This window comes from Pseudomonas sp. 2725, from assembly GCF_050434585.1.
Taxonomy (GTDB): domain Bacteria; phylum Pseudomonadota; class Gammaproteobacteria; order Pseudomonadales; family Pseudomonadaceae; genus Aquipseudomonas; species Aquipseudomonas jessenii.
Genome location: NZ_JBNDIV010000007.1, coordinates 17,833 through 42,688, shown reverse-complemented (window position 1 = coordinate 42,688; position 24,856 = coordinate 17,833). Strand labels below are relative to the sequence as shown.

General features: G+C 58.0%; 24 protein-coding genes and 1 tRNA gene. 8 read left to right on the top strand and 17 right to left on the bottom strand.

The features are described from left to right. Positions 1-20 precede the first annotated feature (20 nt). Entirely contained in the window at positions 21-1,412 is a 1,392-nt protein-coding gene (gabP, locus tag ABIE16_RS20310) for a GABA permease (protein WP_218495315.1), read from the bottom strand. 564 nt (positions 1,413-1,976) lie between these two features. Between gabP and ABIE16_RS20305 the strand changes: the two genes are divergently transcribed. From ABIE16_RS20305 to ABIE16_RS20275, 7 genes are all read left to right on the top strand, one after another. Next, positions 1,977-2,750: an ABC transporter ATP-binding protein gene (locus ABIE16_RS20305; RefSeq protein WP_007972784.1), complete on the top strand. Its 774-nt coding sequence runs from the start codon at positions 1,977-1,979 to the stop codon at positions 2,748-2,750. 13 nt (positions 2,751-2,763) lie between these two features. Further along, positions 2,764-3,513: an ABC transporter substrate-binding protein gene (locus ABIE16_RS20300; protein WP_015093061.1), complete on the top strand. Its 750-nt coding sequence runs from the start codon at positions 2,764-2,766 to the stop codon at positions 3,511-3,513. Positions 3,514-3,585: 72 nt separating this feature from the next. Next, complete coding sequence (locus tag ABIE16_RS20295; RefSeq protein WP_057712425.1) at positions 3,586-4,281, top strand: ABC transporter permease; 696 nt, start codon at positions 3,586-3,588, stop codon at positions 4,279-4,281. Beyond that, positions 4,278-4,967: an ABC transporter permease gene (locus ABIE16_RS20290; RefSeq protein WP_057712426.1), complete on the top strand. Its 690-nt coding sequence runs from the start codon at positions 4,278-4,280 to the stop codon at positions 4,965-4,967. The genes ABIE16_RS20295 and ABIE16_RS20290 overlap by 4 nt, the downstream gene beginning before the upstream one ends. Next, the gene (locus tag ABIE16_RS20285) at positions 4,948-6,177 is read left to right on the top strand and encodes a methyltransferase (RefSeq protein WP_429521801.1); all 1,230 of its coding nucleotides are present in this window, start codon (positions 4,948-4,950) and stop codon (positions 6,175-6,177) included. Before ABIE16_RS20290 ends, ABIE16_RS20285 begins: the two co-directional genes overlap by 20 nt. 343 nt (positions 6,178-6,520) lie before the next feature. After that, entirely contained in the window at positions 6,521-7,345 is an 825-nt protein-coding gene (locus ABIE16_RS20280) for an FkbM family methyltransferase (protein ID WP_090452580.1), read from the top strand. A gap of 78 nt (positions 7,346-7,423) precedes the next feature. Further along, positions 7,424-7,499, top strand: a tRNA-Thr gene (locus ABIE16_RS20275). 312 nt (positions 7,500-7,811) lie between these two features. On the opposite strand, the gene rffA is transcribed toward ABIE16_RS20275, so the two are convergent. The 14 genes from rffA to ABIE16_RS20205 all read right to left on the bottom strand — a co-directional run bounded on the left by rffA (position 7,812) and on the right by ABIE16_RS20205 (position 20,605). After that, complete coding sequence (rffA, locus tag ABIE16_RS20270; protein WP_429521934.1) at positions 7,812-8,954, bottom strand: dTDP-4-amino-4,6-dideoxygalactose transaminase; 1,143 nt, start codon at positions 8,952-8,954, stop codon at positions 7,812-7,814. A 72-nt stretch (positions 8,955-9,026) separates the two neighbouring features. Next, positions 9,027-9,827 carry a class I SAM-dependent methyltransferase gene (locus ABIE16_RS20265; protein ID WP_429521800.1) on the bottom strand — a complete coding sequence of 267 codons (801 nt, stop codon included), beginning with the start codon at positions 9,825-9,827 and terminating at the stop codon, positions 9,027-9,029. Positions 9,828-9,895: 68 nt separating this feature from the next. Continuing rightward, positions 9,896-10,306 carry a GtrA family protein gene (locus ABIE16_RS20260; RefSeq protein WP_090452568.1) on the bottom strand — a complete coding sequence of 137 codons (411 nt, stop codon included), beginning with the start codon at positions 10,304-10,306 and terminating at the stop codon, positions 9,896-9,898. A gap of 5 nt (positions 10,307-10,311) precedes the next feature. Next, complete coding sequence (locus ABIE16_RS20255; RefSeq protein WP_429521799.1) at positions 10,312-11,232, bottom strand: hypothetical protein; 921 nt, start codon at positions 11,230-11,232, stop codon at positions 10,312-10,314. Between the two features lie 30 nt (positions 11,233-11,262). Further along, positions 11,263-11,925, bottom strand: coding sequence for an acetyltransferase (locus ABIE16_RS20250; protein ID WP_429521798.1), 663 nt, complete (start codon positions 11,923-11,925; stop codon positions 11,263-11,265). Further along, entirely contained in the window at positions 11,922-12,863 is a 942-nt protein-coding gene (locus tag ABIE16_RS20245) for a glycosyltransferase family 2 protein (RefSeq protein WP_090452563.1), read from the bottom strand. Before ABIE16_RS20245 ends, ABIE16_RS20250 begins: the two co-directional genes overlap by 4 nt. After that, positions 12,860-13,552: a WbqC family protein gene (locus tag ABIE16_RS20240; RefSeq protein WP_429521797.1), complete on the bottom strand. Its 693-nt coding sequence runs from the start codon at positions 13,550-13,552 to the stop codon at positions 12,860-12,862. Before ABIE16_RS20240 ends, ABIE16_RS20245 begins: the two co-directional genes overlap by 4 nt. After that, complete coding sequence (locus ABIE16_RS20235) at positions 13,549-14,772, bottom strand: hypothetical protein (protein ID WP_429521796.1); 1,224 nt, start codon at positions 14,770-14,772, stop codon at positions 13,549-13,551. The genes ABIE16_RS20240 and ABIE16_RS20235 overlap by 4 nt, the downstream gene beginning before the upstream one ends. A 428-nt stretch (positions 14,773-15,200) precedes the next feature. Beyond that, complete coding sequence (locus ABIE16_RS20230; protein ID WP_057399229.1) at positions 15,201-15,911, bottom strand: SDR family NAD(P)-dependent oxidoreductase; 711 nt, start codon at positions 15,909-15,911, stop codon at positions 15,201-15,203. Between the two features lie 43 nt (positions 15,912-15,954). Then, positions 15,955-16,611, bottom strand: coding sequence for a DsbA family oxidoreductase (locus ABIE16_RS20225; RefSeq protein WP_057712437.1), 657 nt, complete (start codon positions 16,609-16,611; stop codon positions 15,955-15,957). Then, positions 16,608-16,829 carry a tautomerase family protein gene (locus tag ABIE16_RS20220; RefSeq protein ID WP_090452556.1) on the bottom strand — a complete coding sequence of 74 codons (222 nt, stop codon included), beginning with the start codon at positions 16,827-16,829 and terminating at the stop codon, positions 16,608-16,610. Before ABIE16_RS20220 ends, ABIE16_RS20225 begins: the two co-directional genes overlap by 4 nt. A 789-nt stretch (positions 16,830-17,618) precedes the next feature. Continuing rightward, a complete protein-coding gene (locus ABIE16_RS20215; RefSeq protein WP_429521795.1) occupies positions 17,619-18,206 on the bottom strand; it encodes a PBECR2 nuclease fold domain-containing protein in 588 nt (195 codons plus the stop codon). A 178-nt stretch (positions 18,207-18,384) separates the two neighbouring features. Continuing rightward, the gene (locus ABIE16_RS20210; protein WP_429521794.1) at positions 18,385-19,671 is read right to left on the bottom strand and encodes an OprD family porin; all 1,287 of its coding nucleotides are present in this window, start codon (positions 19,669-19,671) and stop codon (positions 18,385-18,387) included. Between the two features lie 262 nt (positions 19,672-19,933). Then, entirely contained in the window at positions 19,934-20,605 is a 672-nt protein-coding gene (locus ABIE16_RS20205) for a DsbA family protein (RefSeq protein ID WP_218495326.1), read from the bottom strand. A 262-nt stretch (positions 20,606-20,867) separates the two neighbouring features. Between ABIE16_RS20205 and ABIE16_RS20200 the strand changes: the two genes are divergently transcribed. Beyond that, positions 20,868-22,961, top strand: a complete 2,094-nt coding sequence (locus ABIE16_RS20200; protein WP_218495327.1) for a TonB-dependent receptor — start codon at positions 20,868-20,870, stop codon at positions 22,959-22,961. Between the two features lie 230 nt (positions 22,962-23,191). Here ABIE16_RS20200 and ABIE16_RS20195 read toward each other — a convergent pair whose 3' ends face one another. Continuing rightward, positions 23,192-23,404, bottom strand: a complete 213-nt coding sequence (locus ABIE16_RS20195; RefSeq protein ID WP_057712441.1) for a hypothetical protein — start codon at positions 23,402-23,404, stop codon at positions 23,192-23,194. 243 nt (positions 23,405-23,647) lie between these two features. After that, a complete protein-coding gene (gene aguA / locus ABIE16_RS20190) occupies positions 23,648-24,754 on the bottom strand; it encodes an agmatine deiminase (protein ID WP_057712442.1) in 1,107 nt (368 codons plus the stop codon). Between the last annotated feature and the right edge of the window lie 102 nt (positions 24,755-24,856).

Here is a 24,856-nt window from a genome sequence, read left to right as displayed (position 1 = left end):
TTTGCGTTACGCGGTATGGATCAGTTCAGCACTACCGCGCCACGCTTTTCCAGTTTGCGACGGCGAGCCACCAGCAAGCCGGCCGCTACCACCAGAGCACTGAGCAAGCCGGTCGCGAGAATTTCCACACGATGGGCTTCCTGGAACAGCATGATGGTCAGGGCCGCGACGATGAAGACGATCACCGCGTAGGTCAGGCCCGGGAACAGCCACATGCTGAAGGCAATTTTCTCCCCGCGCGCTATACGCTGCTTGCGCATGCGCAGTTGCGAAATTGCAATCACCAGGTACACCAGCAATGCGATGGCGCCGGAGCTGGCCAGCAGGAATTCGAACACCGCAGCCGGAGCTACGTAGTTGGCGAATGTTGCCAGGAACGCTGCGCCAGTGGACAGCATCACCGCCCAGTATGGCGTGCCACTTTTATTGGTGCGGGTGGACATGGCCGGCGCATCGCCGCGCTTGCCCAGGGAGAACAACATCCGCGACGAGGTGTAGAGCGCCGAGTTCAGGCAGCTGGTCACAGCGACCAACACCACGATGTCGACGATCATCTTGGCGTTAGGGATGCCCATGCGCTCAAGTACAGTCTGGTAGGAGCCCAGACTTGCCAGTACCGGGTCGTTCCAAGGCACCAGAGCCACGACGATGAAGATCGACACGAGGTAGAACAAGCCGATCCGCCAGATAACCGAGTTGGTGGCCTTGGAGATTTGCTTGCCCGGATCTTTCGATTCCGCGGCCGCGATGGTCACGATCTCGGTGCCCATGAAGGAGAACATGGTGGTCAGGATGGCACCCAACACCGCGCCCATGCCGTTTGGCAGGAAGCCCTGGGTGTCGAACAAATGGGAAACGCCGCTGACCTGGCTGCCCGGCAGGAAGCCGAAGATCGCCATGAGGCCCAGAACAATGAAACCGATGATGGCCAACACTTTGATCAGGGCAAACCAGAACTCGAATTCACCGTAGTTCTTCACGCTGAACAGGTTGGTCACGGTCAACAGCATCGTGATGACCAGGGCGAAGGCCCAGATGTCCACGCCAGGGAACCAGGCATGCAAGATGGTCGCGGCAGCGTTGGCTTCCAACGGGATCACCAGAACCCAGAACCACCAGTACAACCAGCCGATGGTGAAGCCGGCCCAGTGACCGATCGCGCGGTCGGCGTAAGTCGAAAACGAACCGGTGTCCGGCGAGGCAACGGCCATTTCGCCGAGCATGCGCATCACCAGCACCACCAACATGCCGGCGGCGGCGTAAGCCAACAGAACAGCCGGACCTGCAGCGGCGATGGCGTGACCCGAGCCAACGAACAAGCCGGCGCCGATAACCCCGGCAATCGACAGCATGGTCACGTGGCGCGGTTTGAGCCCCTGTTCGAGGCCATTAGAGCTTTGGGTACTGCTCATTAAAACTACCTTTGTAAGGAGAAGCGAATGCGTGCATCCCGTTCGGCGGACCTTCTCGTAAAAAGAAGCCAACAGGGCGTTCTGGATTCTGCACGCAATAATTGCGCCAAAATATTTCAAAACCCTCTAGCCCGGCGATCTCGCCTCGACCGGACGGTCATCGCAACCCTTTGAATTTAATGGCACTTTGCCAAAGCGTTACCCTGCGACCCACTTTTGCGAATACATCAGCGCACCGGAAACACACCTGAAAAGGGCTCCGCGCACATTAAAAGTGCACAAGCGGTGCATTTGGCCGGATAGCGCTTCCAACACCCTGTCAAAGCTGGCAACATCGCGCCTTTTTTTGCGGCAGCCACCGCGCTTTTTATCGACAGGCAAGGTTCAAACGGCTGTTCGGTTGTTGATGGGGCGACAGTCTGCTGCGTCGATGCGACAACCTGCCACACACCAGCCGATTACCGTCCGTAGCGCTGTTGGCTGCCATTGAAACGCTATGCTAGGTTGGCCGCCTCGCCAGGAAGGCCGCCAACAGCAGGAGCGCAACATATATGAGGAACGCACATGGCTGAGGCCACGCCCGCGCTTGAAATCCGCAACTTGCACAAACGCTACGGTTCGCTGGAGGTGCTCAAAGGCATCTCGCTGACCGCCCGCGACGGCGATGTGATCTCGATCCTGGGTTCCTCCGGCTCCGGCAAGTCCACGTTCCTGCGGTGCATCAACCTGCTGGAGAACCCGCATCAGGGCCAGATCCTGGTCGCTGGCGAAGAACTCAAGCTCAAGGCCGCGAAGAACGGTGAACTGGTGGCCGCCGACGGCAAGCAGATCAATCGCCTGCGCAGCGAAATCGGTTTTGTATTTCAAAACTTTAATCTGTGGCCGCACATGAGTGTGCTCGACAACATCATCGAAGCCCCGCGCCGCGTGCTCGGCCAGAGCAAGGCCGAAGCCATCGAAGTGGCCGAAGCCCTGCTGGCCAAGGTCGGCATCGCCGACAAGCGCCATGCCTACCCGGCGCAGTTGTCCGGCGGCCAGCAACAACGCGCGGCCATCGCCCGCACCCTGGCCATGCAGCCCAAGGTCATCCTGTTCGACGAGCCCACCTCGGCGCTTGACCCGGAAATGGTCCAGGAAGTACTTAATGTCATCCGCGCGCTGGCCGAAGAAGGCCGCACCATGCTGCTCGTGACCCACGAAATGGGCTTCGCCCGTCAGGTCTCAAGTGAAGTGGTGTTCCTCCACCAGGGCCTGGTAGAAGAGCAAGGATCGCCACAGCAGGTGTTTGAAAACCCGCTTTCGGCGCGCTGCAAACAATTCATGTCCAGCAACCGCTAACGGAGCTACCCACATGCAGAACTACAAAAAGGTCTTCCTGGCTGCCGCCGTCACCCTGGCGTTCAGCGCCGGTGCAATGGCCGAAACCCTGAAGATGGGCATCGAAGCGGCTTACCCGCCGTTCAACAATAAAGATGCCAGTGGCAATGTCGTCGGCTTCGACAAAGAGATCGGCGACGCCCTGTGCGCCAAGATGAAAGTCGAGTGCACCGTCGTGACCTCCGACTGGGACGGCATCATCCCGGCCCTGAACGCCAAGAAGTTCGACTTCCTGATCTCCTCGATGTCGATCACCGACGAGCGCAAGCAAGCGGTGGACTTCACCGACCCGTACTACTCCAACAAGCTGCAGTTCATCGCCAAGAAAGACATCGACTTCAAAACCGACAAGGCCGCGCTCAAAGGCAAGATCATCGGCGCCCAGCGCGCGACCCTGGCCGGCACCTTCCTGGAAGACAACTATGGTGACGACATCACCATCAAGCTCTACGACACCCAGGAAAACGCCTACCTCGACCTGACTTCCGGCCGCCTGGACGGCATCCTGGCCGACAAGTACGTCAACTACGAATGGCTGAAAAGCGACGCTGGCCGTAGCTACGAGTTCAAGGGTGACCCAGTGGAAGAGAGCGACAAGATCGGTATTGCCGTGCGCAAGAAAGACCCGATCCGCGAGAAGCTGAACACCGCGCTGAAAGAAATCGTCGCTGACGGCACCTACAAGAAGATCAACGACAAGTACTTCCCGTTCAGCATCTATTGATACTGACCTGCCTGACCGGCGCCTGATGGCGCCGGTTCTCGGCCTTGCCTGCCGCGATTTGAAAAGAAATCCATGATTATCGACCTCTACGGATTCGGCCCGGCGCTCGCCGCTGGCGCGCTGATGACTGTGAAACTGGCACTCTCGGCCTTGTGCCTGGGGCTGGTACTCGGTCTGCTCGGCGCCTTGGCCAAGACTTCCCCGTACAAGCCGCTGCAATGGCTTGGCGGCACTTATTCGACCCTGGTTCGCGGTATCCCGGAATTGCTCTGGGTGCTGTTGATCTACTTCGGCACGGTCAACCTGATGCGTGCCCTGGGCGAGTTCTTCGGCAACCCCGACCTTGAACTCAACGCCTTCGCCGCCGGTGTGATTGCGCTTGGCCTGTGCTTCGGCGCCTACGCCACGGAAGTGTTTCGCGGTGCGATCCTCGCCATCCCCAAAGGCCATCGTGAAGCCGGCGTGGCCCTGGGCCTGTCGAAATGGCGCATCTTCACCAAGCTGATCATGCCGCAGATGTGGCGCATTGCCCTGCCGGGCCTGGGCAACCTGTTCATGATCCTGATGAAGGACACCGCGCTGGTGTCGGTGATCGGCCTGGAAGAAATCATGCGTCATGCGCAAATCGGCGTGACCGTCTCCAAGCAACCGTTCACCTTCTATATGGTGGCCGCGTTCATGTACCTGAGCCTGACGGTGCTGGCGATGACCGGCATGCACTTCCTGGAAAAACGTGCCGCTCGCGGCTTCGCGAGGAGCACCCAATGAACTGGGAAGTCATCATCAAGTGGCTGCCGAAACTGGCCCAGGGCGCAACCCTGACCCTGGAACTGGTCGCCATCGCCGTGATCGCCGGTTTGCTGCTGGCCATTCCACTGGGCATCGCCCGCTCGTCGCGCCTGTGGTGGGTGCGGGCATTTCCCTACGGCTACATTTTCTTTTTCCGGGGCACGCCGTTGCTGGTTCAGCTGTTCCTGGTCTATTACGGCCTGGCGCAGTTCGACGCGATCCGTAACAGTTCGATGTGGCCGTACCTGCGCGATCCGTTCTGGTGCGCCACGGCGACCATGACCTTGCACACGGCGGCCTACATTGCGGAAATCCTGCGGGGCGCCATCCAGGCGATTCCACCGGGCGAGATCGAGGCGGCACGGGCACTGGGCATGTCCAAACCAAAAGCGCTGTTCTACATCATGCTGCCGCGCGCCGCGCGCATCGGCCTGCCGGCCTACAGCAACGAAGTGATCCTGATGCTCAAGGCCAGCGCCCTGGCCAGCACCGTGACCCTGCTGGAATTGACCGGCATGGCCCGCACCATCATTGCCCGGACCTACCTGCCGGTGGAGATCTTCTTCGCCGCGGGCATGTTCTATCTGGTAATGGCTTACGTGCTGGTGCGTGGCTTCAAGCTGCTGGAGCGCTGGTTGCGCGTCGATGCCTGCCAAGGACGTTGATAGCGGCGTGTTGACGGGCGAGGCCCTGCTCGCCCGTTTCACCGCGCTGGATGCTTTTCTGACAGAGCATCAGGCACTGTGGAAACCCCGACCGTTCACTCATCGGCATCTTCCCTGGGAAGCGTACTACCCTGCTCTGGCCGAATGGCTACGCAAGCGGTCGCTGGAAGACGCGGAAAACGCTCACAACCAACCTGCCCTTCTGAATGCACCGGAGCCCTTTGCTTCCCTGGCAACAATGTCCGCTGCCTTGAGTGCCGTGGATGAGTTGCCGACTCGCACACTCGAGGCGGCGGGTCATCGGTTGAACGTCGATGTACCGGGGCGCAAATGGCAACAGATCGAAGCCTTCGCCAGTCGGTTGCAGTTTTCCGAAACACCGCAGCATTGGATGGACTGGTGCTCGGGTAAAGGACATCTGGGCCGCCGCCTACTGCAACCGGGGCAACAACTGACGTGCCTGGAATACGACCCGGCACTGGTAACCAGCGGCCAGGCACTCAGCCAGCGCCATCACCTGCATGCGCTGCATATCGAACAAGATGTGCTCGCGGCAGACGCAGCTTGTTTACTGGGTGCGTATCACACGCCCGTCGCGCTTCACGCCTGCGGTGATTTGCATGTGCGGCTGATTCAACTCGCCAGCGTCACAGGCTGCAAACAGCTCGCCATCGCGCCGTGTTGCTACAACCGGATCAGTCTTGCCCAATACTCACCGATTTCCTCGGCCGCCCAAGGCTCCGGCTTACAGCTTTCCCTCGACGACCTCGCGTTGCCCATGAGCGAAACCGTTACCGCCGGTGCCCGCGTGCGACGTCAACGCGACACCTCCATGGCCCGGCGCCTGGGCTTCGACTTGCTGCAACGGCAACTACGCGGCATTGACGAGTACCTGCCAACCCCTTCCCTGCCCAGCGCCTGGCTGGACAAACCCTTCGCCGATTACTGCCATCATCTCGCCACTCTCAAAGAGTTATCCACAATCGGCCCGCAAGATTGGCCAGCCCTCGAAGCCGCCGGTTGGCAGCGACTGGCCGAAGTGCGCAACCTTGAACTACTACGCGGACTTTTCCGACGCCCACTGGAGCTTTGGCTGGTCCTTGACCGGGCACTTTTCCTCACCGAGCAGGGCTACAGCGTCCGTGTCGGCACCTTCTGCGAAACTCCGCTCACGCCGCGTAATTTCCTGCTCCTGGCCGAACGCGCTTAAATACATCCGACCTGTGGATAACTCTGTTGATGAAATAATCGTGGATCCAATATCCACGCCTGTTTCAGGGCTAAATCCACACTGTTCATTTTTTATACACTCGCATAAAAAATCGAAAAAACAGGTATTTGCGAACAAACGAGAACGGATCCACAATTTCGACCTAAACCCAGTGCGCTGCCAATGGCATTGTGCATAAGCATTTAATCAAAACGACATAAATGCCTAATCCCGGATCGCAGACAGGGGAAATTGCACCCTTTCATTACTCTTGATATACACACACGCAAGGGCGCCGGCAGCGCGGCCACGAACAAGAACATTCCTCCGACAGGATGCGCCAGTGACGTTCATTTCCTACGCACAGAATTTCGAAGACATACGCCTGTGGCGCGCCCTCAAAACCGTCGAGAACGGCTTCTACATCGACGTCGGGGCAAACGATCCCACCCATGACTCCGTCACCAAGGCGTTCTACGACAACGGCTGGACCGGCATCAACGTCGAACCGATGCCCAACTATTTCGAAGCCCTGAGCCAGCAACGCCCCAAAGACACCAACCTGCAGTGTGCGGCCGGGGAAAGTGCTGACGAACTGACCTTCTACGGCATCGCCGGCACCGGCCTTTCGACCCTGGACCCGGCCATGGCCAAACTGCACCGAGACGCCGGCATGGACGTGCGCAGCCAAACGATCAAGTCCCGCACCCTGGCCTCCATCTGCGAAGAACACGCCCAGGGCCGCGCCATTCACTTCCTGAAAATCGATGTCGAAGGCCACGAAGAAACCGTCCTGCGCGGCATGGACTTCAGCCAATGGCGGCCATGGGTGATCCTTATCGAAACCCCCTGGGCCCGCGACCAGGCCTGGGAAACCCTCGTCACCGACGCCGGCTACCACTCCATCCTGTTCGACGGCATCAACACCTACTACCTCGCCGAAGAACACCTGAACCTCAAACCCGCCTTCGACATCCCGCCGTGCAACCTGGACGAGTTCCAGTTCTGCAAAGGCCACAACTTCAGCCACCCTGTCGGCGACATCGAACACCAACTCGCCGCCGCCCTGCAACGCGCCGAACAGGCCGAAGCACAGCTGCGCGCGATGCAAAACAGTCGAACCTGGCAAGCCATCCAGAAACTCAAGAAAACCCTGCTGCGCGCCTGACCTGAAGCCAGCGCAAAAATAGTCATAATTCAGGGGTTTACAGAAGCCAACCAATCGCTATAATCGTCGCCCTGACACGCCGGTATAGCTCAGATGGTAGAGCAACTGACTTGTAATCAGTAGGTCCCGGGTTCGATTCCTGGTGCCGGCACCATATAGAACAACGACTTAGGCTCACCTTACGGTGGGCCTTTTTCGTTTCTGGGGTTTCATATCGGATTTGGTCACAGCGTCTCAGTTGATTGGAGCTGGCGGCGGCCTTTTTGACTGGCAACTCGCTGCACCCTCCCTGTTGTTCAAACTGAACGAAAACCAACTTGCCCAAGACGGTTCCCCACGCGACAAACACGCACACTGGCGGAGTGCTTGGCCTTCCTGGGCTACAAAGAACGCGCCGAGCCGAAAGCTGCTGCGATAAAACTCGGACTCGGGATCGTGCCGAACTCCGGCAAGAGTGCTTGTCGAATCAGCGACACAGTTCGTCCCGCAAGACTTCCACCACACGTTCCTGCTGCTCGACCGACATACCTACCCACAGCGGCAGTCGCAGCAAGCGCTCCGAGAGGTTCACCGTGTTGTCCATGGCGCCATGGACACGGCCGTAACGCTGGCCAGCCGGCGAGGAGTGCAGGGGCACGTAATGGAAGACCGAATTGATTCCCTCTCGCTTGAGGCCATCGAGCACCGGTTGTCGCGGCATGTCTGCGGGCAGCAGCACGTAGTACATGTGCGCGTTGTGCTGGCAGTCGGCCGGCACGATAGGACGGCGCAGCGCCCCGCTGGTTTCCAGCGGCGCCAGCAATTCGTGATACCGCTGCCAGATGGCAAGCCGCGCCTGCGTGATGTGTTCGGCCTCTTCCAACTGCGCCCAGAGAAACGCGGCAGTCACGTCCCCTGGAAGGAATGACGACCCGACTTCCTGCCAAGTGTATTTGTCGACCTCGCCGCGGAAGAAACGGCTACGGTCAGTGCCTTTTTCGCGGATGATTTCTGCGCGCAACACATACGCAGGATCATTGACGAGCAATGCGCCGCCCTCGCCCGAAATGACGTTCTTGGTCTCATGGAAGCTGAAGGCGCCGAAGTCCCCGATACTGCCCAGAGCCCGCCCCTTGTAAGCGGCCATGACCCCCTGCGCCGCATCCTCGACCACTTTCAGGTTGTGACGCTGGGCGATCTCCATGATCGTATCCATCTCGCAACTCACGCCCGCATAATGAACCGGCACGATTGCCCTGGTGCGCGGCGTGATAGCCGCCTCGATCAGCGTCTCATCCAGGTTCAGGGTATCCGGACGGATATCGACGAACACGGGAACGCCGCCGCGCAAAACGAAGGCATTGGCCGTGGAAACGAACGTGAACGAGGGCATGATGACCTCGTCGCCGGACTGGATGTCCAACAACAACGCGGACATTTCCAGCGCTGCCGTGCACGAGTGGGTCAGCAAAGCCTTGCTCGAACCGGTACGTTCGATCATCCACTCATGGCACCGCTTGGTGAACGGGCCATCACCGGCGAGGATATTGCCGAACTTGGCTTCAGCGATGTAATAAAGCTCTTTCCCCGTCATGTAGGGGCGATTGAACTGGATCGTTTTGTCTTCCATCATTTGAGCCTTCGCACGCAAATTTTAATCGGGTCGAACTAGACTCACGTCGTTATGCAAAGTCGGGGGGCATCAACTCTTTTTCCGGACGACAAGCAGCCTGGAAGCACCGACCGGAAAACTCACTCCCACCTTGATGAGCAAACACTCCAGCCACATCACGAAACCAAACAGCACATTGAGCGCCTTGGGTACCGCTAATTCGGCGGTCTCGCTCGTGTCGCCCCGCTGTTGCTTCTTGGCGCCGCGTGAAATCATCATCGCCGGCAGCAGTAACGAGACGAACGATGTGCTACGCACGACGGAAAACCCCGCCTCTTCCACCTTGCGATGCAGGTCGGCGGCATCGTAGCGCCGCACGTGGCAGGAATATTCATCCACCTGGCTCCACAGCCACTGATGCTGGGGCACGGTCAACAGCATGATTCCCCCGGGCTTCAGGGCACGGTGCATCTGCTGGAGCACCACGGTATCCGCCTCGATGTGCTCGATGACATCGAACGCGCCAATAGCATCGAACTCGTCGATGTAAGGGATATCGCGCGCATCCATCTGCACGAACTCCGCACCGGGCAAGCAAGAGGAGGCAAACTTCAGCCCGGTCGAGAACATCTCGCTGCCAAGCAACCTGGCCTTCGGAAACGCCACGGCGACCCGACTCAGAATGAAGCCGGTACCGCACCCGATTTCCAGAAATGAACGCATGCGCGGCGCATACTTCATCAGCGCCCATGTAATCAACCTGCCACGCGCCCGGAACCAGAAATGGCCGCTTTCAAGATGCGCGTAGGTCTCGTAGAAGTCGGCCTTGAAGCCCTCCTGCTTGTCCTCGAGTTCTGGCGCAAACGCGGCAAAACCGTTCTTTCGAGCCACCTGATGTCCACACTGGACGCATGTCCATTGCTCCGAGGCGTACGGCGTCTCGCATTCAGAACAGATCTTCACGCCTGGTTCCCATCCGGTTGATCATGACGAAAGACGAATAGCTTGAAGACGACGAACAAGAAACCTCCTACAACGAAAATGGCAGCGGCCTGGACCCACTGATGAGGATATCCCAGCTTGTCGACAAACACGGTTAGCAAGGCCAGGTTGAGCAAGTAGCCGGCAGCGTGCGCCAGGCCGAAGCGCCATGCCGTCCCCACGACGTTGCCGCGATGCTCGAACGCCCAGTTGCGGTTGCCCAGGAAGCTGATGCAGATGCCAAGCACGTACAGGAAGCTCATGGCCAGCTTGAATGGGATGCCCAGCCACGTCAATGCCAGGTAGGCCGCATAACCGATGGCATTGCAGGCGACGCCGACGACTGCGTAACGGAGAATGGGCCTGATCACGGGCCGCCAGCGCTGCATTAGAATCACTCGTCTCCCCAGACAGCAATCCCGAAACCCGTCTTGCCATAGCCGTTGCCGTTATAAAGCATGTAGCGTCGACCGGCATGATCGAAGACGAACGGGTAACAGATCATCTCCGAATCCCAACCCGATTCCGATACGTTGATTCCCACCTGCTCATCGTGTCGCGTCCATTGCACGCCATCGGACGAGGTCGCGTAGCGGATCCGGTAGGTGGGGCAGTCCTTCGTGGCCCGGGAGCAGAACCACATCCGGTACATGTCCGCATCCTTGAGCACGCGCGGCACACCCAGGGCGTACTCGTGTTCGTCACGGAACTCGATGGCAACCGTGCCGTTGCGCTCCCACTCGATCCCGTCGGCGGACTCAGCATACTCGAGATGATAGAAGTGCTTCGCTTCCGAAGGGCCTTGCTCCCAGCGCACACAGGAGGTGAACCAAGCCCTGAATCGTCCGGCCTCGAACTGCACCTCGGGGGTGGCGACAAAGTGAGGAAGATCGCGGGTGCGGTCGATGACGGGGCCGCGGAACAGCCTCTCGAAGCGCTGGGTGGCCTCGTTCCATTCGGCCAGGCCGATGGAATTGCGGATCTTCACCGTCACGCCCAGGTTGATCCCGGTGTAGTACAGCAGCTTGCGGCCACCGACGTTGACGATCGAATTGGGCAAGGCGCCACTGTCGTCGAAACATCCGAGGTCGCCCGGTTCGAGGACCGGATCCGGATGGACGCGCAAGACCTTGGTCGGGTCCCGCATGTCGATCTCGAGGAAGCCGCCGTGTCCGCGATTAGTCTTGTCGCGCGATGAGAAATAGATGCGATACAGGTCGCCATCCACCTGCTCGGCAATGGGAATCATCGCGTGAGAATACAACCAATCGCTCTGCCCTTCTGCGCAGAATATCTTTCCTAGTTTTTTCCACATGGGATGTCTTCACGCCAATTATGAGGTTCTTCAGATGTTCCTGACGCGGGTACTCGGCACGCGCGACCGTTCGGTGGCTTGTCCAACGTACACGCCTTCGGCAGCGACATCTCCAAGAATCAGCGCGCCGGCGCCGATGATGCATTTCTCGCCGATGGTGACGTGATCGCGAAGGGTTGCGTTGACGCCGAGAAAACAGCTTTCCCCGATCGTCACACGGCCGGATACGACGATGTGCGAGGCCAGGAAACAGTGGTCCTCGATACGCGAATGATGTCCGATGTGATTGCCGCTCCACATGGTCACGTTGTTGCCGATGCGCACGAAGGGCTGAACGGTATTGTCTTCCAGGATGAAGCAGTTCTCGCCGATGTCCTCTGTCAGCACCGAGGCTCGCGAACTGATGTAGCTGACCATTTCGTAGCCCAGCTCCTTGACTGCCAGATATTTTTCCTTACGGATCTGGTTGAGCTTGGAATAGCCGAGCGCGACGAAAAAGACATACCGGTCTGGCGGGTAGATCTGGGTGACTTCATCGAATGCCACCACCGGAAATCCCTTGAAGCTCTTGTCGGCCGGCATGTAGGCGGGATCGACGGCAAACGCCTCGACCTGATAGCCGGAGTCGTTGGAAAAATAATAGAGTGCGAGCTCGGCGGCGTCGGTGAGACCAAAAATAATGAGTTTTTTCATTCGATACTCCGCGCCTCAGCCTGACGGTAGACGTGCCGGACAATAGTGTAGGGTCTCTGCTTGACTTCGGAATAGATCTTGGCGAGATAAATCCCGACCACGCCGACGAATGCGATGATCAGGCCGCCGAGCAGCCAGATCGAAGCCATCAGCGACGTATAGCCGCTGGGTGGGTTCGCCAGGAGCAGCCAGTTGACGACGAGAAAGCTCGTGTAGGCGGCCGACAGCAGGAAGATCGCGCAGCCCACGCCGAAGATTCCCACCAGCGGTGCACTGCTGAAGGCAGTAATCGAATTGACCAGTTGTGCCACTTTCTTTCCCAGCGTGTAGGTCGTCTCGTCGCGACTGCGCTTGTCGATGGCCTGCGCACGCTGATCGAAACCGGTGATGACCCACAGACCCGCCATGAACAACTCGCGTTCGTCGTGCTGAATCAGCGCATCCACATAGCGGCGCGACATCAGCCTGGCGACGACGATATTGTCGGGCATATCCAGTCCGCTGAGGAAACGGAAGAGTTTGTAGAACACCTGCCCGGTCCAGCGTTCGAAGTGCTTGCCTTTTCGCTGCTGCTGGACACCGTAGACCACATCGGCCTTTTCGCGCTCCATCTGCTCGCTGAACGAGAGCAACCATGCCGGATCTTCCTCCAGGTCGCTATCGAGCAGGAAGACACGTTCACCGCGGGCATGTCGCAGGCCCGTCATCATGGCCTTGTGGTGGCCGAAGTTGCGCGAGAGATCGACGACTACCACGTGGTGATCGGCTTCGCTCAACTGGACGGCCAGTTCCAGGCTTGAATCGGGCGAGCCGTCGTTGACCAGTACGATCTCGTAATCGTCTCCGACCAGTTGTTGTGCCGCCTGGCTTGCACGGAGATGGAACTCCTCGACGAACTTGGCCGAGCGGTAAAGCGTGGCGACGATGGACAGCCTCATGCTTTGACATGCCTCATGTAACGGCGCGCATCCTTGCCGCAATTGAACAGCAGATCCAGGACGGTGACGCCATGGGTGAATTCCCCCCAGAGTTGCGGATACTCGGGGAAGCCGGCGTAATCGAACCATTGCAGCGCAATGCCGGCGGCGTCGAACAGCGGCGCCTCGATGTAGTCCTTTGCCGCCGGCCCCGACAGGTAGTGCGTCGCACCGGCCTGCTGACAAAGGTCCACCAGGCGGGCAGTCCGGGTTTTGTCGCCGGCAGACACATAGTCCCAGCAATTCGTAATGCGGGTTTCAATACCGATGTATCGGCAAATCGCTTCCATGAACTTCCGGTTCATCGACGACAGACCCGTGTGGGTCTCCACCAGATAGAGCGGCTCGAGCCACTGGGCGACCTCATCGAAGAAAGGCGCTCGCCGATAGTTGCTCTGCAGCGTTTTCCAGTGCCTGGCCTGCCAGGCAGGGGCCAGCTCGACTTCGCGAATGCGGCGACTGATGCCTTGCCCGACAGGCACGCTGAGCCACTGGACGCCTTGCGGCGTCTTGATCAGGTTGCGATTGCGCCAGTCGTTCTTGGTGAACTGCATGTCGTCGTAGAGGATGAACTCATCGACCGCAGCGATCATGTCGAAATAGCCCTTCCAGGGTATGTAGTTCGACTGAAGAATGGCGACGGTCTTCATGGCTGCTTGATGCTCGCGTCCCAGGCGCCCGGGTAGTAACACCCCTGGCATTTTGCCTGCGCGACCTGCTGGAGATGGAAGGAAATGCAGAACAACAGCACCAGCGCCCAGAAACGCAACGCAGCCGGTGAGGGCTTGAACGCAAAATTCAGAACAATCGCGACGAAAACCGGTGCCATCAGCAGGTAGTCATACAGGTACGGATGAATGGCAACGGCCTGCGGCCACAGCAGGCTGGTCATCACGTATTGCGAAAAAAGCAGGTAGTAGAACATGCTGACGCCGGCCAACGGGGAGGTCCCCGCCGGTGCCGCAACGCCGGCAGGTTCACGCCGTTTGATCATGCGCAAACAGGCCAACTGGGCTACCAGGAACAGGATCGGCACGGCAATGGTCGGAAATGGCCGCGGGAACTGCGGAACAAGTACCGACTTCACGATGTTGGTGAAATAAGTGGTGTCGCCATCCAGACCAGCGCGAAACAGCCAGCCGCTGTTGGACGAGGTGAAACCCAGTGCCTTCGATATCAGTGGGGACGGCAGATAGAAGGCAACGGCCGCAACGAGGGCCACCAATGCCAGACGACACATCCGTCTGTCGAGACCGTCGCTGCGGCATGCCCAAACCAGCAAGGCGGCGCCCAGCAACGCCGCCGAGATCGGAGAAAACACGGCAAACAACACGATCACTGTCATGACCGCTCCGGATCGTTCCCGATTTTTCCAGATCAAGAACGCAGCCAGCGCCTGGAACGCAAATATCAATGGGAACGTATTGTCGACGTTGAATCTGGCCGAAGAAATCCAGAATCCCGGCATCGACACCATGAATACGACCGATAACAGAATCAGCAGGCCCTGACCGAATGCCAGGCGCTTTTCCACCAGGCGGGACAGAAAAAAGAACGTAACGCCTGCCAATGAAATGATGTTCAGGAAAGCCCCTGTCACTCTCATCGGTAATGCCTGCACATACATTTCCACTTTATAGAGGGCGTACATGTAGAACAGATAAGCAGTGGAGTGGTTGGAATACGCGATCTTATTTGCATAGTCCTCCATCGAATAGAAGACGAGGAAACCGTGCTGCGAAAAAGCGTGTTGCTCCCAGATGGGGAACGTGAAGTTTCTCAGGCGCTCGGGCGCGATCGCAATCTGGCTTGCCGCTTCCCGGAAGCCCAGTGAGTACACCACGCCGATGGTTATGATGACTGCCAGCAAGTATAAGCAGGAGAAAAGTTTATTATTTTTTATAAAGATCATCTTTTCTAGTATTCGCAATACGCTTGGGATAATTGGTGCCAGTGCGGGAGGCCCAACGCGGCATTTGCTGCCAAACGAGGTAGAATCGGGTAGCGATCGGGGGAATGGCCCGTAGTTTAGAGGATTACGGTCAGGCGGCAGCGCGATCATAATCTAGATGTACGGTCTGGTGAAGCGCTCCTCGTAGAGGGCGAATTGATTCACCGTGCTTTTCCAGTCGTGGGCGAGTGTTGGCGAAACTCACACCCCTGCGGTGCTCTCACATTGAAGGCCTGATTCTTGTAATCAGTAGTTCCCGGGTTCGATTCCTGGTGCTGCACCATACAAAACAAAGCCCCTGCAGAAATGCAGGGGCTTTGTTGTTTCCGGGGTTTGGAAACGCGCCTTTAGTGTCCCGCGCTCTGACCACCGTCTACGTGCAGGATTTCGCCAGTGACGAACTTGGCGCCGTCCAGATACACGACCGCTTGCGCAATATCATCGATCTCGCCCATGTGTCCGACCGGGTGCAGATTGCCCAGTGCTGCGTGGGTTTCTTCGCCGTGCATGGGGGTCTTGATGATGCCGGGGCTGACCGCGTTCACCCGGATCCCGCGCTTGGCGTATTCGATGGCCAGGGATTTGGTTGCCGCGTTGAGGCCGCCCTTGGTCAGTGAAGCCAACACCGATGGCACGCCGTCGATGGCGTGGTCCACCAGGCTGGTGGTGATGTTGACGACGTGGCCGCTGCCCTGCTTTTCCATCTCGGCGATGGCGAGTTGGGTGATGTAGAAGAAGCCATTGACGTTCACCGACAGCACATTGGCGTAGTCTTCTGCGGTGTACGCGGTGAACGGCTTGGCGATGAAGATCCCGGCATTGTTGACCAGGGTATCGATGCGACCGAAACGGGAAATCGCTTCACGGATGACGCGCCGGGCGGTTTCCGGCTCGCCGATGTCACCGGCCACGGTGAGAATGTCCGGATCGGTGGACGGCTTGATCGAACGCGAAGTGGCGACGATCCGGTAACCGAGTTCACGAAAAGCTTTGACCATACCGTCGCCGAGACCCTGGGATGCGCCGGTGATAACGATGACTTTTTTCGAAATGCTCATGATGAAGACCTCTGACAATTAAAAGTGGGGTAGAAATCTGTAATCAGGCTTCGGCCGGGGCGTTCACCATTTGTCTCAACATCTGTTCGTAGTACTCGACCGATTGCGAACCGGACACCAGGTGGCGACCGTTCAGCACCATGGCCGGAACCGAGTTGATGCCGTGCTGGCGGTAATACATTTCAAGCTCACGCACTTCGCTGGCGAATGCGTCGGACGCCAGCACCTCTCTCGCCCCTGTCGCATCCAGCCCCGCTTCAGTCGCCAGACGCACCAGCGTCGATTGATCGCTCGGGTTCTGGCCTTCGCTGAAATAGGCCCGTAGCAGCACCCTCTTCAGCTCGACTTGTCGCCCTTCCTGCAACGCCCACAGCAACAATCGGTGCGCATCGAAGGTGTTGTAGAAATGCGTGCGCTTCTCCAGATCGAACTTGAAACCAATGGCCTCGCCGCGAGCGATTTGCATGGCCTTGCCGGCGGCGACGTCGTCGGCTGTTCTCCCGTACTTGCGCATCAGGTGCTCGACCGCTTGCTCACCTTCGGCCGGCATGTCCGGGTTCAACTCGAACGGCTTGTAGGTCAGCTCGACCGAGACTTCCCCGGCCACGTTCTCGATCGCCTGCTCCAGCGCCGTCGCCCCCAGCGCGCACCAGGGGCACACCACATCGGAGATGAAATCGATGGTGACGGAGGACGTCATGACTGCCCTTCCGCCTCGGCCAGTTGCTTGCGGTACTGGGTGGTGGTAATGCCGGCGTAACCCCAATTATCGGTGTCGACTTCCTCGATCACGATGTGGGTCAGGTCAGGGCGTTTGTTGAGGACGCGTTCCAGTGTTTCAGTGATCTCGGCAATCACCTGAGCTTTCTGCTCAGAGGTAACGCCATCGCGGGTGATGCGTACGGTTACGAAAGGCATGAGGGAAACTCCAGTGACCTTCCCGTCGGGATGATGGGAGAGGCGTTGGAGCTCAATTTATGGAGTTTGCTGGAAGGGATAAAGGTGGGAGCGGGAACTTCATTCGTTACGCGGTGTAATGAGTACTGTAGGACTCTATACCGTTTTTTCTGTCATCCAATTACTTACGTGTCGCAATTTTCCACTTTTTGCGACACGTCTTCGGGACATGTCGCTGCGGACGACACGTTCGCGATGAATCGCGAATGCATTTGTTAAGGCTTACCCCGCGCGATAGAGCTGATGCGGCTCTCATTCATATCGCGAACAAACTCCAGCAAGTCCTTCTGAAACTGATTTGTTCGATATCCCCTTCTGTTACCTCCCACAGCAACCTCGATCACCTCGTCAACCGAGTCGATATTCCTGCGAATGGTTTGAGCATCAAGCATTGCGCAAGCCCGTTTCACTGCGCACACCAGCTATCCGCATTTCCGCCGAGGAATCATTACCCCCTGTTGTTTCGATCAATTTCTCCATTTTGTAATGGTCCCCATCGTAAAAAAGTCAGATGTCGATGTGCGCGACTTCGCCGATCTGACCAACACCACCACAAGGCTACCGCTCGGGTTGACACAAACATCATCTGTGACAGAGAATTTGCCCAAGAGCGCGAAACCGACTGCCTTCAGGTGGCAATAGTCGGCGTTAGGAACCCCGTTGATGACCTGAAAATCAGCGCTCGGGTGAGACCTCTTCTCCCTTGCTTGAGGGAGCACAATATCAAGCAAGCTTCTCAAAAAAAGCAGCCTACTCAGGCTGCTTTTTTTGTTTGGATAATAGGTAACGTTGATAAACCAACCCGCCGTGTCGGTGCTTGTTCAGCGCCTTTTTGTCACAGTTCATGAAGTTCCAAAGTACATACCCACGGTCAACATGGATTACTGCCAACATTTGGTACTTTGTGTGGTATGCGCCAATGAAGGCGAGACGATAGGAGTCATCGCTGTAGGAAACCCGCCAGATTTCTAATGGATTCTTCAGCGTATCTACAGCAAATTCAGTGAAACGCTCTCGGGCGTTAGGGCGTTTTTCCACTATGTGACGTAGATGCTCACGCCGAACCGTCACGGGTAAATATGGCGTTTCGATCAGCACCGTGTCAGTCCCTTCATGCAATCCAAAACCTAGCGCTACCTGCCTTAGAGCGGAGCAGACATCAACGGCCCCTGGTAGCTCTCGAACCACCTTGGTTTCCAAGAGTATTGATATGTCTCGCAGATCCGGCAAACCTAGATCCTTCCAGCTTTCCTGATCAGGAGCTTCCTTTACCCCTGGAGCTTTCATTCGGTGATCTCTCACGGTAACAACTGCTATTTCAGCCTGTTGAATCGTCACGAGAAATCAGGTGGATCCTCTTTTTCCCTCAGAGACTTCCGACAATCTTGAAGGGCATCGCCATTGCCATTGAAAGAGCCGTTTGGAAAATTCCAATTAGTCACAAAAAGCCCCGAACCAGTCGGGGCTTCTTCTTTTTTCTCAGCCTTGCATCAGACCTCGAGACCACAACCCATCATCAGAAGATGTTGATCGGGTAATCCACAAACACACGCACTTCGTTGCCACTGACGTTGTACTCGCTCGACTTCTGCGACACACGCAGGACCGAGCTGCGCAGTTTCACGCTGAGGTCTTTGGCCGGGCCGCTTTGGACGACGTATTTGATCTGGTTGAAGATCTCGCGCTCGGTGCCGCCTTCGCTGGTGGAGGTGGTGATGTTGTCACCGCGCACATAGGCCACGTTGTAGCTCAGGCCCGGTACACCGAAGGTGCTGAAGTCCAGGCCGTAGCCGACTTGCCAGCTGCGTTCGTCTTCAGCGTTGAAGTCGGACCAGTAGGAGTTCGCCAGGTAGATGGTGTTTCCACCGTCGCCGACGCGACCTTGATCTTTCTGGTAGCCGCCGTAGGCGTAGCCCAGGTTGCTGTCGCCGGTGCTGCGCTGGTGTGCGAGGGTGAACGAGTGCGGGCCGGTGATGAAGGTGGCCGCCAGGCTCCAGATCTTGTTGTCGTCGCCGGTGATACCGTTTTCGCGGACGTAGGAATCTTCCAGCTTGGTGCGGTAGCCGTTGAAGTCCAGGGTCAGGGACTGGTCCTTGTCGAGCGGGAACACGTAGTTGGCGTTCACATATTGTTTCTTCAGCACGTCTTCGACGTCGGAAGCGTACAGCGCGGCCTTGAATTGCTCGGTAAACTGGTAGCTACCACCCAAGACGTTGATCGACTTCAAGCCACCACTGTCACGGCCTTCGGCGCTTTTGCGCGATTCGGCGGTGAAGCGGCCGGCATCCAGTTGCAGGCCTTTGATCTCCTTGGAGGTGATCAGGGTGCCGGTGTAGCTTTCCGGCAGCAGGCGCGAATTGTCGTAATTCAGCACCGGCAGGGCCGGCATCTGGTCGCCGTAGGTCAGGGTGGTGCTGGACAGGCGGAACTTGATCGCCGCGCCACCCTTGGACAGATCGTCAGCCGGCTGGCCGCTGTCGCCCTTTTTGAAGAAATCGATGCCTTGCGCGCCGCTACGGTCTTCGTTGCGCTCCAGGTTCAGAGCGTATAACCCGAAAGCGTCCACACCCACGCCCACGGTGCCTTGGGTGAAGCCGGACGAGAACGTGCCGATGGCCGCCTGGCCCCACTCGGATTTATCCGGGTTGCCGTCTTTGTAGTCACGATTGATGTAAGCATTGCGCAGCAGCACTTTGAGGCTGCTGTCTTCAACAAAACCCTTGGATTCGGCCTGGTCGTTCGCCATGGCCTGTGTCGCACTCAACATCCCCAGAGCGATCAGGCTGATTCGCTTGTTCAACATTTTGTTCTTTTCCTTATTTCCGGTTGATACGCGCTGTGCCGAACGGCCGAAACGGCGCTATCGCGCTCTTTTTTCATGACGAAAACAAAAAGGCCCGCCCACGATTTCTCGCGGCGGGCCTTTTTATAATTTTTGATCGTGGCGGTTGGCCACAGGCGTTGTGGCCGAATCGTAGCTGCGCCCTTAACGATGTGTCAATTTCATGAATCTTCTAAAAATAGGCGAAAATCGTCTAAGAAATTGCTTTACGCAGCAGGAATATTCAATCACGGCAGCCATCGAGGCCGCAGGCTGCTACGGAAATGGATGATCCCTGATCGGGCAGCGACTGACTCAGCCACTGCGCAAATGCCTGGGGTTTGCCCAGCCACGGCCCGATATCGATCAGGGTGAATTGATCATTGTGCTCAAGCGCCAGGGTCGGAAAGCCCTGCCCGCCGACCTTGGCCAAAAGCGCCCGGCTGTTCCTGATATGGCCTTCGGTGTCGGCCACCCTGAAGGCTCTTTCGAAGGTTTGACGGTCCAGCCCCATGCCGTGGGCCAGTTCAATCAGTACCGATTCGTCGGCGATGCGGCGCCCCTCCACGTAGTGAGCACTTTGCAAACGCCCCAACAACTCCAGCCCGCGACCTCCCATTTGCTCGGCAGCCAGCACCGCAGCGATGGGTGGCGCCGAGTCGAACACGGCGGTGTGATCACGCAACAAACCTTCGAAATAGTCTTCACCGAACGGCTGCCCGCTGTATTCGGCGATGCGCCGGTCATGGGGCATGACGTAACTGCGCAGTTGTGGCGATACCTTTTGCCGATTGGCCCCCGTCATCATGCCGCCGCCGTGGGCAATCACGGGCAGCACAGCCTGGGCGGCCTGCACCAGCGGTTTGGCGCCGTAGCACCAGCCGCACAATGGGTCGTAGATGTAATGCAGGATCATGGGAAGGCTCCGACAGAAATTCAGGAAAATTCGATGTCGGCAGGTTAGTGCCGCAGCGGCTCCGGAAAAACGCCGGATTGGCTTTCAGTCTGTTGCTTGAATCGGTCGAATGAATGCGTCGGCATTTGCATTAACTCCGACACAATTCGAAACAATCAAATGAGATAAATTCTCAATAACAACTAACGACAGTAAATGACAAGCATTACTATCCGCGCCCTCCTACACGCTTCAATCTAAAATCCTACGGATGCGCTCTTCAATGCCTGCCCCTTTTCGTCTTGCGCCCTACAGCTTTGGGCTCTCTGCCTTGTTGTCTGCCGGTTTTTCCTACGCTGCACCGACTACCTTGCCTGCCACATCGATCAGCGCCGAAGCTGAAGCCGACGACCCGCGCGTAACCCAAACCAGTACAGCAACCCGGACCGCGACACCGGTGCGCTACGTGCCACAAGCCATCGACTCGATCAAAACCTCGAACGTCATGGATTACGGCACCAACGACCTGGGCACGGCGCTCAGCGGTATCCCCAACGTCAGCAGCGGCGCCGACACACGCTTCGACAGCCTGCGCATCCGCGGTTTCGACGCCAGCAACGACTTCTATCTCGATGGCATTCGCGACGACAGCCAGTACGTTCGCGACCTGCACAACATCGAACGCATCGACGTTTTGAAAGGCCCCGCCGCTGTGCTGTATGGCCGTGGCAGCCAGGGCGGCATCGTCAACCGGGTGAGCAAACTGCCTGAGTTCGGTCGCCGCTCGACTATTGAAGCCCAGGGCGGTAGCGAGGACTTGCGCAGCCTCTATGCCGACCTCAGCACCGACCCGTCCGAGAACATCAGCCTGCGTCTGAACATGGGCAACATGGACGAGAACAGCTTTCGTGATGGTGTGAGTGGCAATCGCCAGTTGTTCGCGCCCTCGATGAGCTGGCAGCTGACCCCCGACCTGAACTGGTTGGTGCAGTACGAATACAGCCGCTACAACCGCACGCCGGATCGTGGCATCCCCGGCGTAAACGGTCGCCCGGCAGACGTGGGACGCGATACGACCTACGGCAGCGAAAACGATTTCATCGACGACAAGGCACAGTCCCTGCGCTCGAAACTCACGTATGAACTGAGCGACAACTGGCAACTGCGCCAGACCCTGGGTGTGTTCAAACTCGACAGCGATTTCGACAATACTTACTTGACCGGCTATGTCCCGGCCACCAACAAGGTCACGCGCCAGCACTGGCAGCAGGACCTGAACACCCGTAATGTCTACAACAACGTCGAGCTGGAAGGTGGTTTCGATACCTTCGGCCTGGAGCACCGTTTGCTCACCGGTATCGAAATCGGCAGCCAGCGCCGCGACCCGTTGCTGTACACCGCCGCCACTTCCGGACCGGGCAGTTCACCGGTGCCGGCGCTGGACCTGAACAACCCGGACCGCAATTTGCGTCATACCGGGCGCATGGTGGTGTCGAGCAACACCCACACCGAGGTCGAGAGCCGTGCGGTGTATGTGCAGGATCAATTGCGCCTGAACGATCAATGGCAATTGCTCGCCGGCCTGCGTTACGACACGTTCGATATCGAGTCGACCAACAAGGTGCGCAACATTTCCGAAGACAGTGACAGTCATAGCACCAGCCCTCGCGTTGGCGTGGTCTGGACGCCGCTGCAAAATCACTCCTTCTACGCCTCCTGGAGCAAGACGTTCTCGCCGGTCGGCGGTGGTTTGATCGGCATCACCCCGGGCGCGGCAGGTAACAGCAATGACCTGAGCCCGGAGCGGACCAGGCAGAAAGAAATCGGGGTGAAGAGCGACTGGCTCGACGATCGCCTGAGCACCACGCTGGCCATCTATGAGCTGGAGCTCTACAACCGTCGTACCAGCGACCCGAACAACCCGACCATTACCCTGCTTTCAGGGCTGCAACGCTCTCGCGGGATCGAGCTGACCGCCGCTGGCAGGATTACCGGCAACTGGTACATGCGCGGTGGCGTGGGTCTGCAGGACGCAACCATCGAAAAGGACAACAACGGCCTGGAAGGCAAGCGCATCAACAACGTGGCCAAGCACAACGGCAGCCTGTTCCTGACCTGGAAACCGGAAATGGGCTGGTACGCCGAAACCGGCTTGACCTTGGTTGGCGACCGCTATGCCGATAACCTCAACACCACCGTGTTGCCGGGTTATGGCCGCTGGGACGCCTTGGCAGGCTTCCGCCAGAAGGATTGGGATTTGCGCGCGGCGCTGAACAATATCAGCGACAAGACGTATTACGAATCGGCAACCAGTGCATTCCAGATCCAGCCGGGGACACCGCGTAGTCTGGTGGTGACGGGGACCTACAGTTTCTAAACAGCATTTATCCCGGTGTGAACCAATAACACTGGTTCACACCATTCCCTTGTGGGAGCGAGCTTGCTCGCGATAGCGGTGGGTCAGTCAATATAAATGCTGACTGGTCGGGCGCCATCGCGAGCAAGCTCGCTCCCACAGGGGATCGCGGTGATTGCATGAATCTGCGCGCAAAAAAAAACGCTGCCATCCCGGCAGCGCTTTTTTTGTTCAATCCGTTGTTGTTCTTCTTATCCTTCCATCACATCCCACAACGCATCCAGTTCCGCTTCGCTGAATAAACCAGCAGGGTAACGCTCGATCATTGTCCGGCGCGGATCAGTATCGCTGATCTGACGCATTCCATTGGACTTGAACCAGTGCGCCAGGATCTGGAGCGATTCGCTATTTACTGCCAGGGGATGCAACGCCTTGTCGCTCACTACGTTCACTTCGGCGTTCATTTCAGCGCTCTCTCCCGGTTTGTGAGCGGCTAACTTATCCAAGGTTTATGACAGAACATAGAAGTCCTCCCTCCCCCGAGTTACAACAGCGGAGATACAAGAGCTGTGCCAAGGTTTCTGAAGTGTGGCCTGGCAGATACAAAAAAGCCCGCAGGCCTGTAGGGCCGCGGGCTCCGTGCATTGCGGGAGGCTGATCGACAGCCTGAGGGATTTCGTAATCAACTCAAGCTGTTACGACCTCACTCACTCCTTGTGCGGCGCGGGTTGTTGCTGGGTAAGACAGTGAATATTGCCGCCCCCCAGTAACAGTTCGCGACCAGGCACCATTACCACTTCATGCTGTGGGAACAGGTTCTGCAAGATTTCCTTTGCCGGACCATCCTGCGGGTCGTCAAAGCTCGGCGCGATGATGCCGCCGTTGACGATCAGGAAGTTCACGTAGGAACCGGCCAGACGAACAGTAGGATTACGTTCCTGCGTACCATCAACCGGATCGACACCGGCACACTCTTCCTCGGTCGCAAACAGCGGACCCGGGATCGGCATCTTGTGCACCGTGAACGGGCGCCCCTTGGCATCGGTGCTGCTTTGCAGCGCTTTCATCGCCGCCTGACAGCGCGGGTAGTTCGGGTCCTGCGGATCATCGGTCCAGGCCAGCAGCACTTCACCCGGGCGCACGTAGCAGCAGAAGTTATCCACATGGCCATCGGTTTCGTCGTTGAACAAGCCATCCGGCAGCCAGATGATCTTATCCACAGCCAGGTTTGCACTCAGGACCGCTTCGATTTCCGCTCGATTCATGTGCGGGTTGCGATTGCGGTTGAGCAGGCATTCTTCGGTGGTGATCAGGGTGCCTTCGCCGTCGACGTGAATCGAACCGCCTTCCAGCACGAAGCCTTCGGTGCGATAGCGGGGGCTGCGCTCGATCTCGAGGATCTTGCCACCAACCTGCGAGTCACGGTTCCACGGCGAATACAGGCCGCCGTCAAAACCGCCCCAGGCATTGAAGTCCCAGTTCACGCCACGGACTTCGCCACTGTTGTTGATAACGAAGGTAGGACCGGAGTCGCGAACCCAGGCGTCGTCGCTGGACATTTCCACCACACGAATATTCGGTACGTCCAGACGGGCACGGGCGTTTTCGTACTGGCCGGCGGAAACCGCCACGGTCACCGGTTCGAAACGGGCGATGGCCTTGGCCACTGCCACGTGAGCGGCTTGTGCCGGTTTGCCACCCAGGCGCCAGTTGTCCGGGCGCTCGGGCCAGATCATCCAGGTCTGGGTTTGAGGTGCCCATTCGGCTGGCATATAGAAGCCGTCGGCGCGAGGGGTGCTGTTCAACGTGGTCATGGCTCAGGACTCCGGAGTGACATTGATACCTGACAGAAATGGAAGCGTATGTGTAAACGCCGTGGGCTGTGGCGACTTTATATCCGATAAATATCGGCTTTT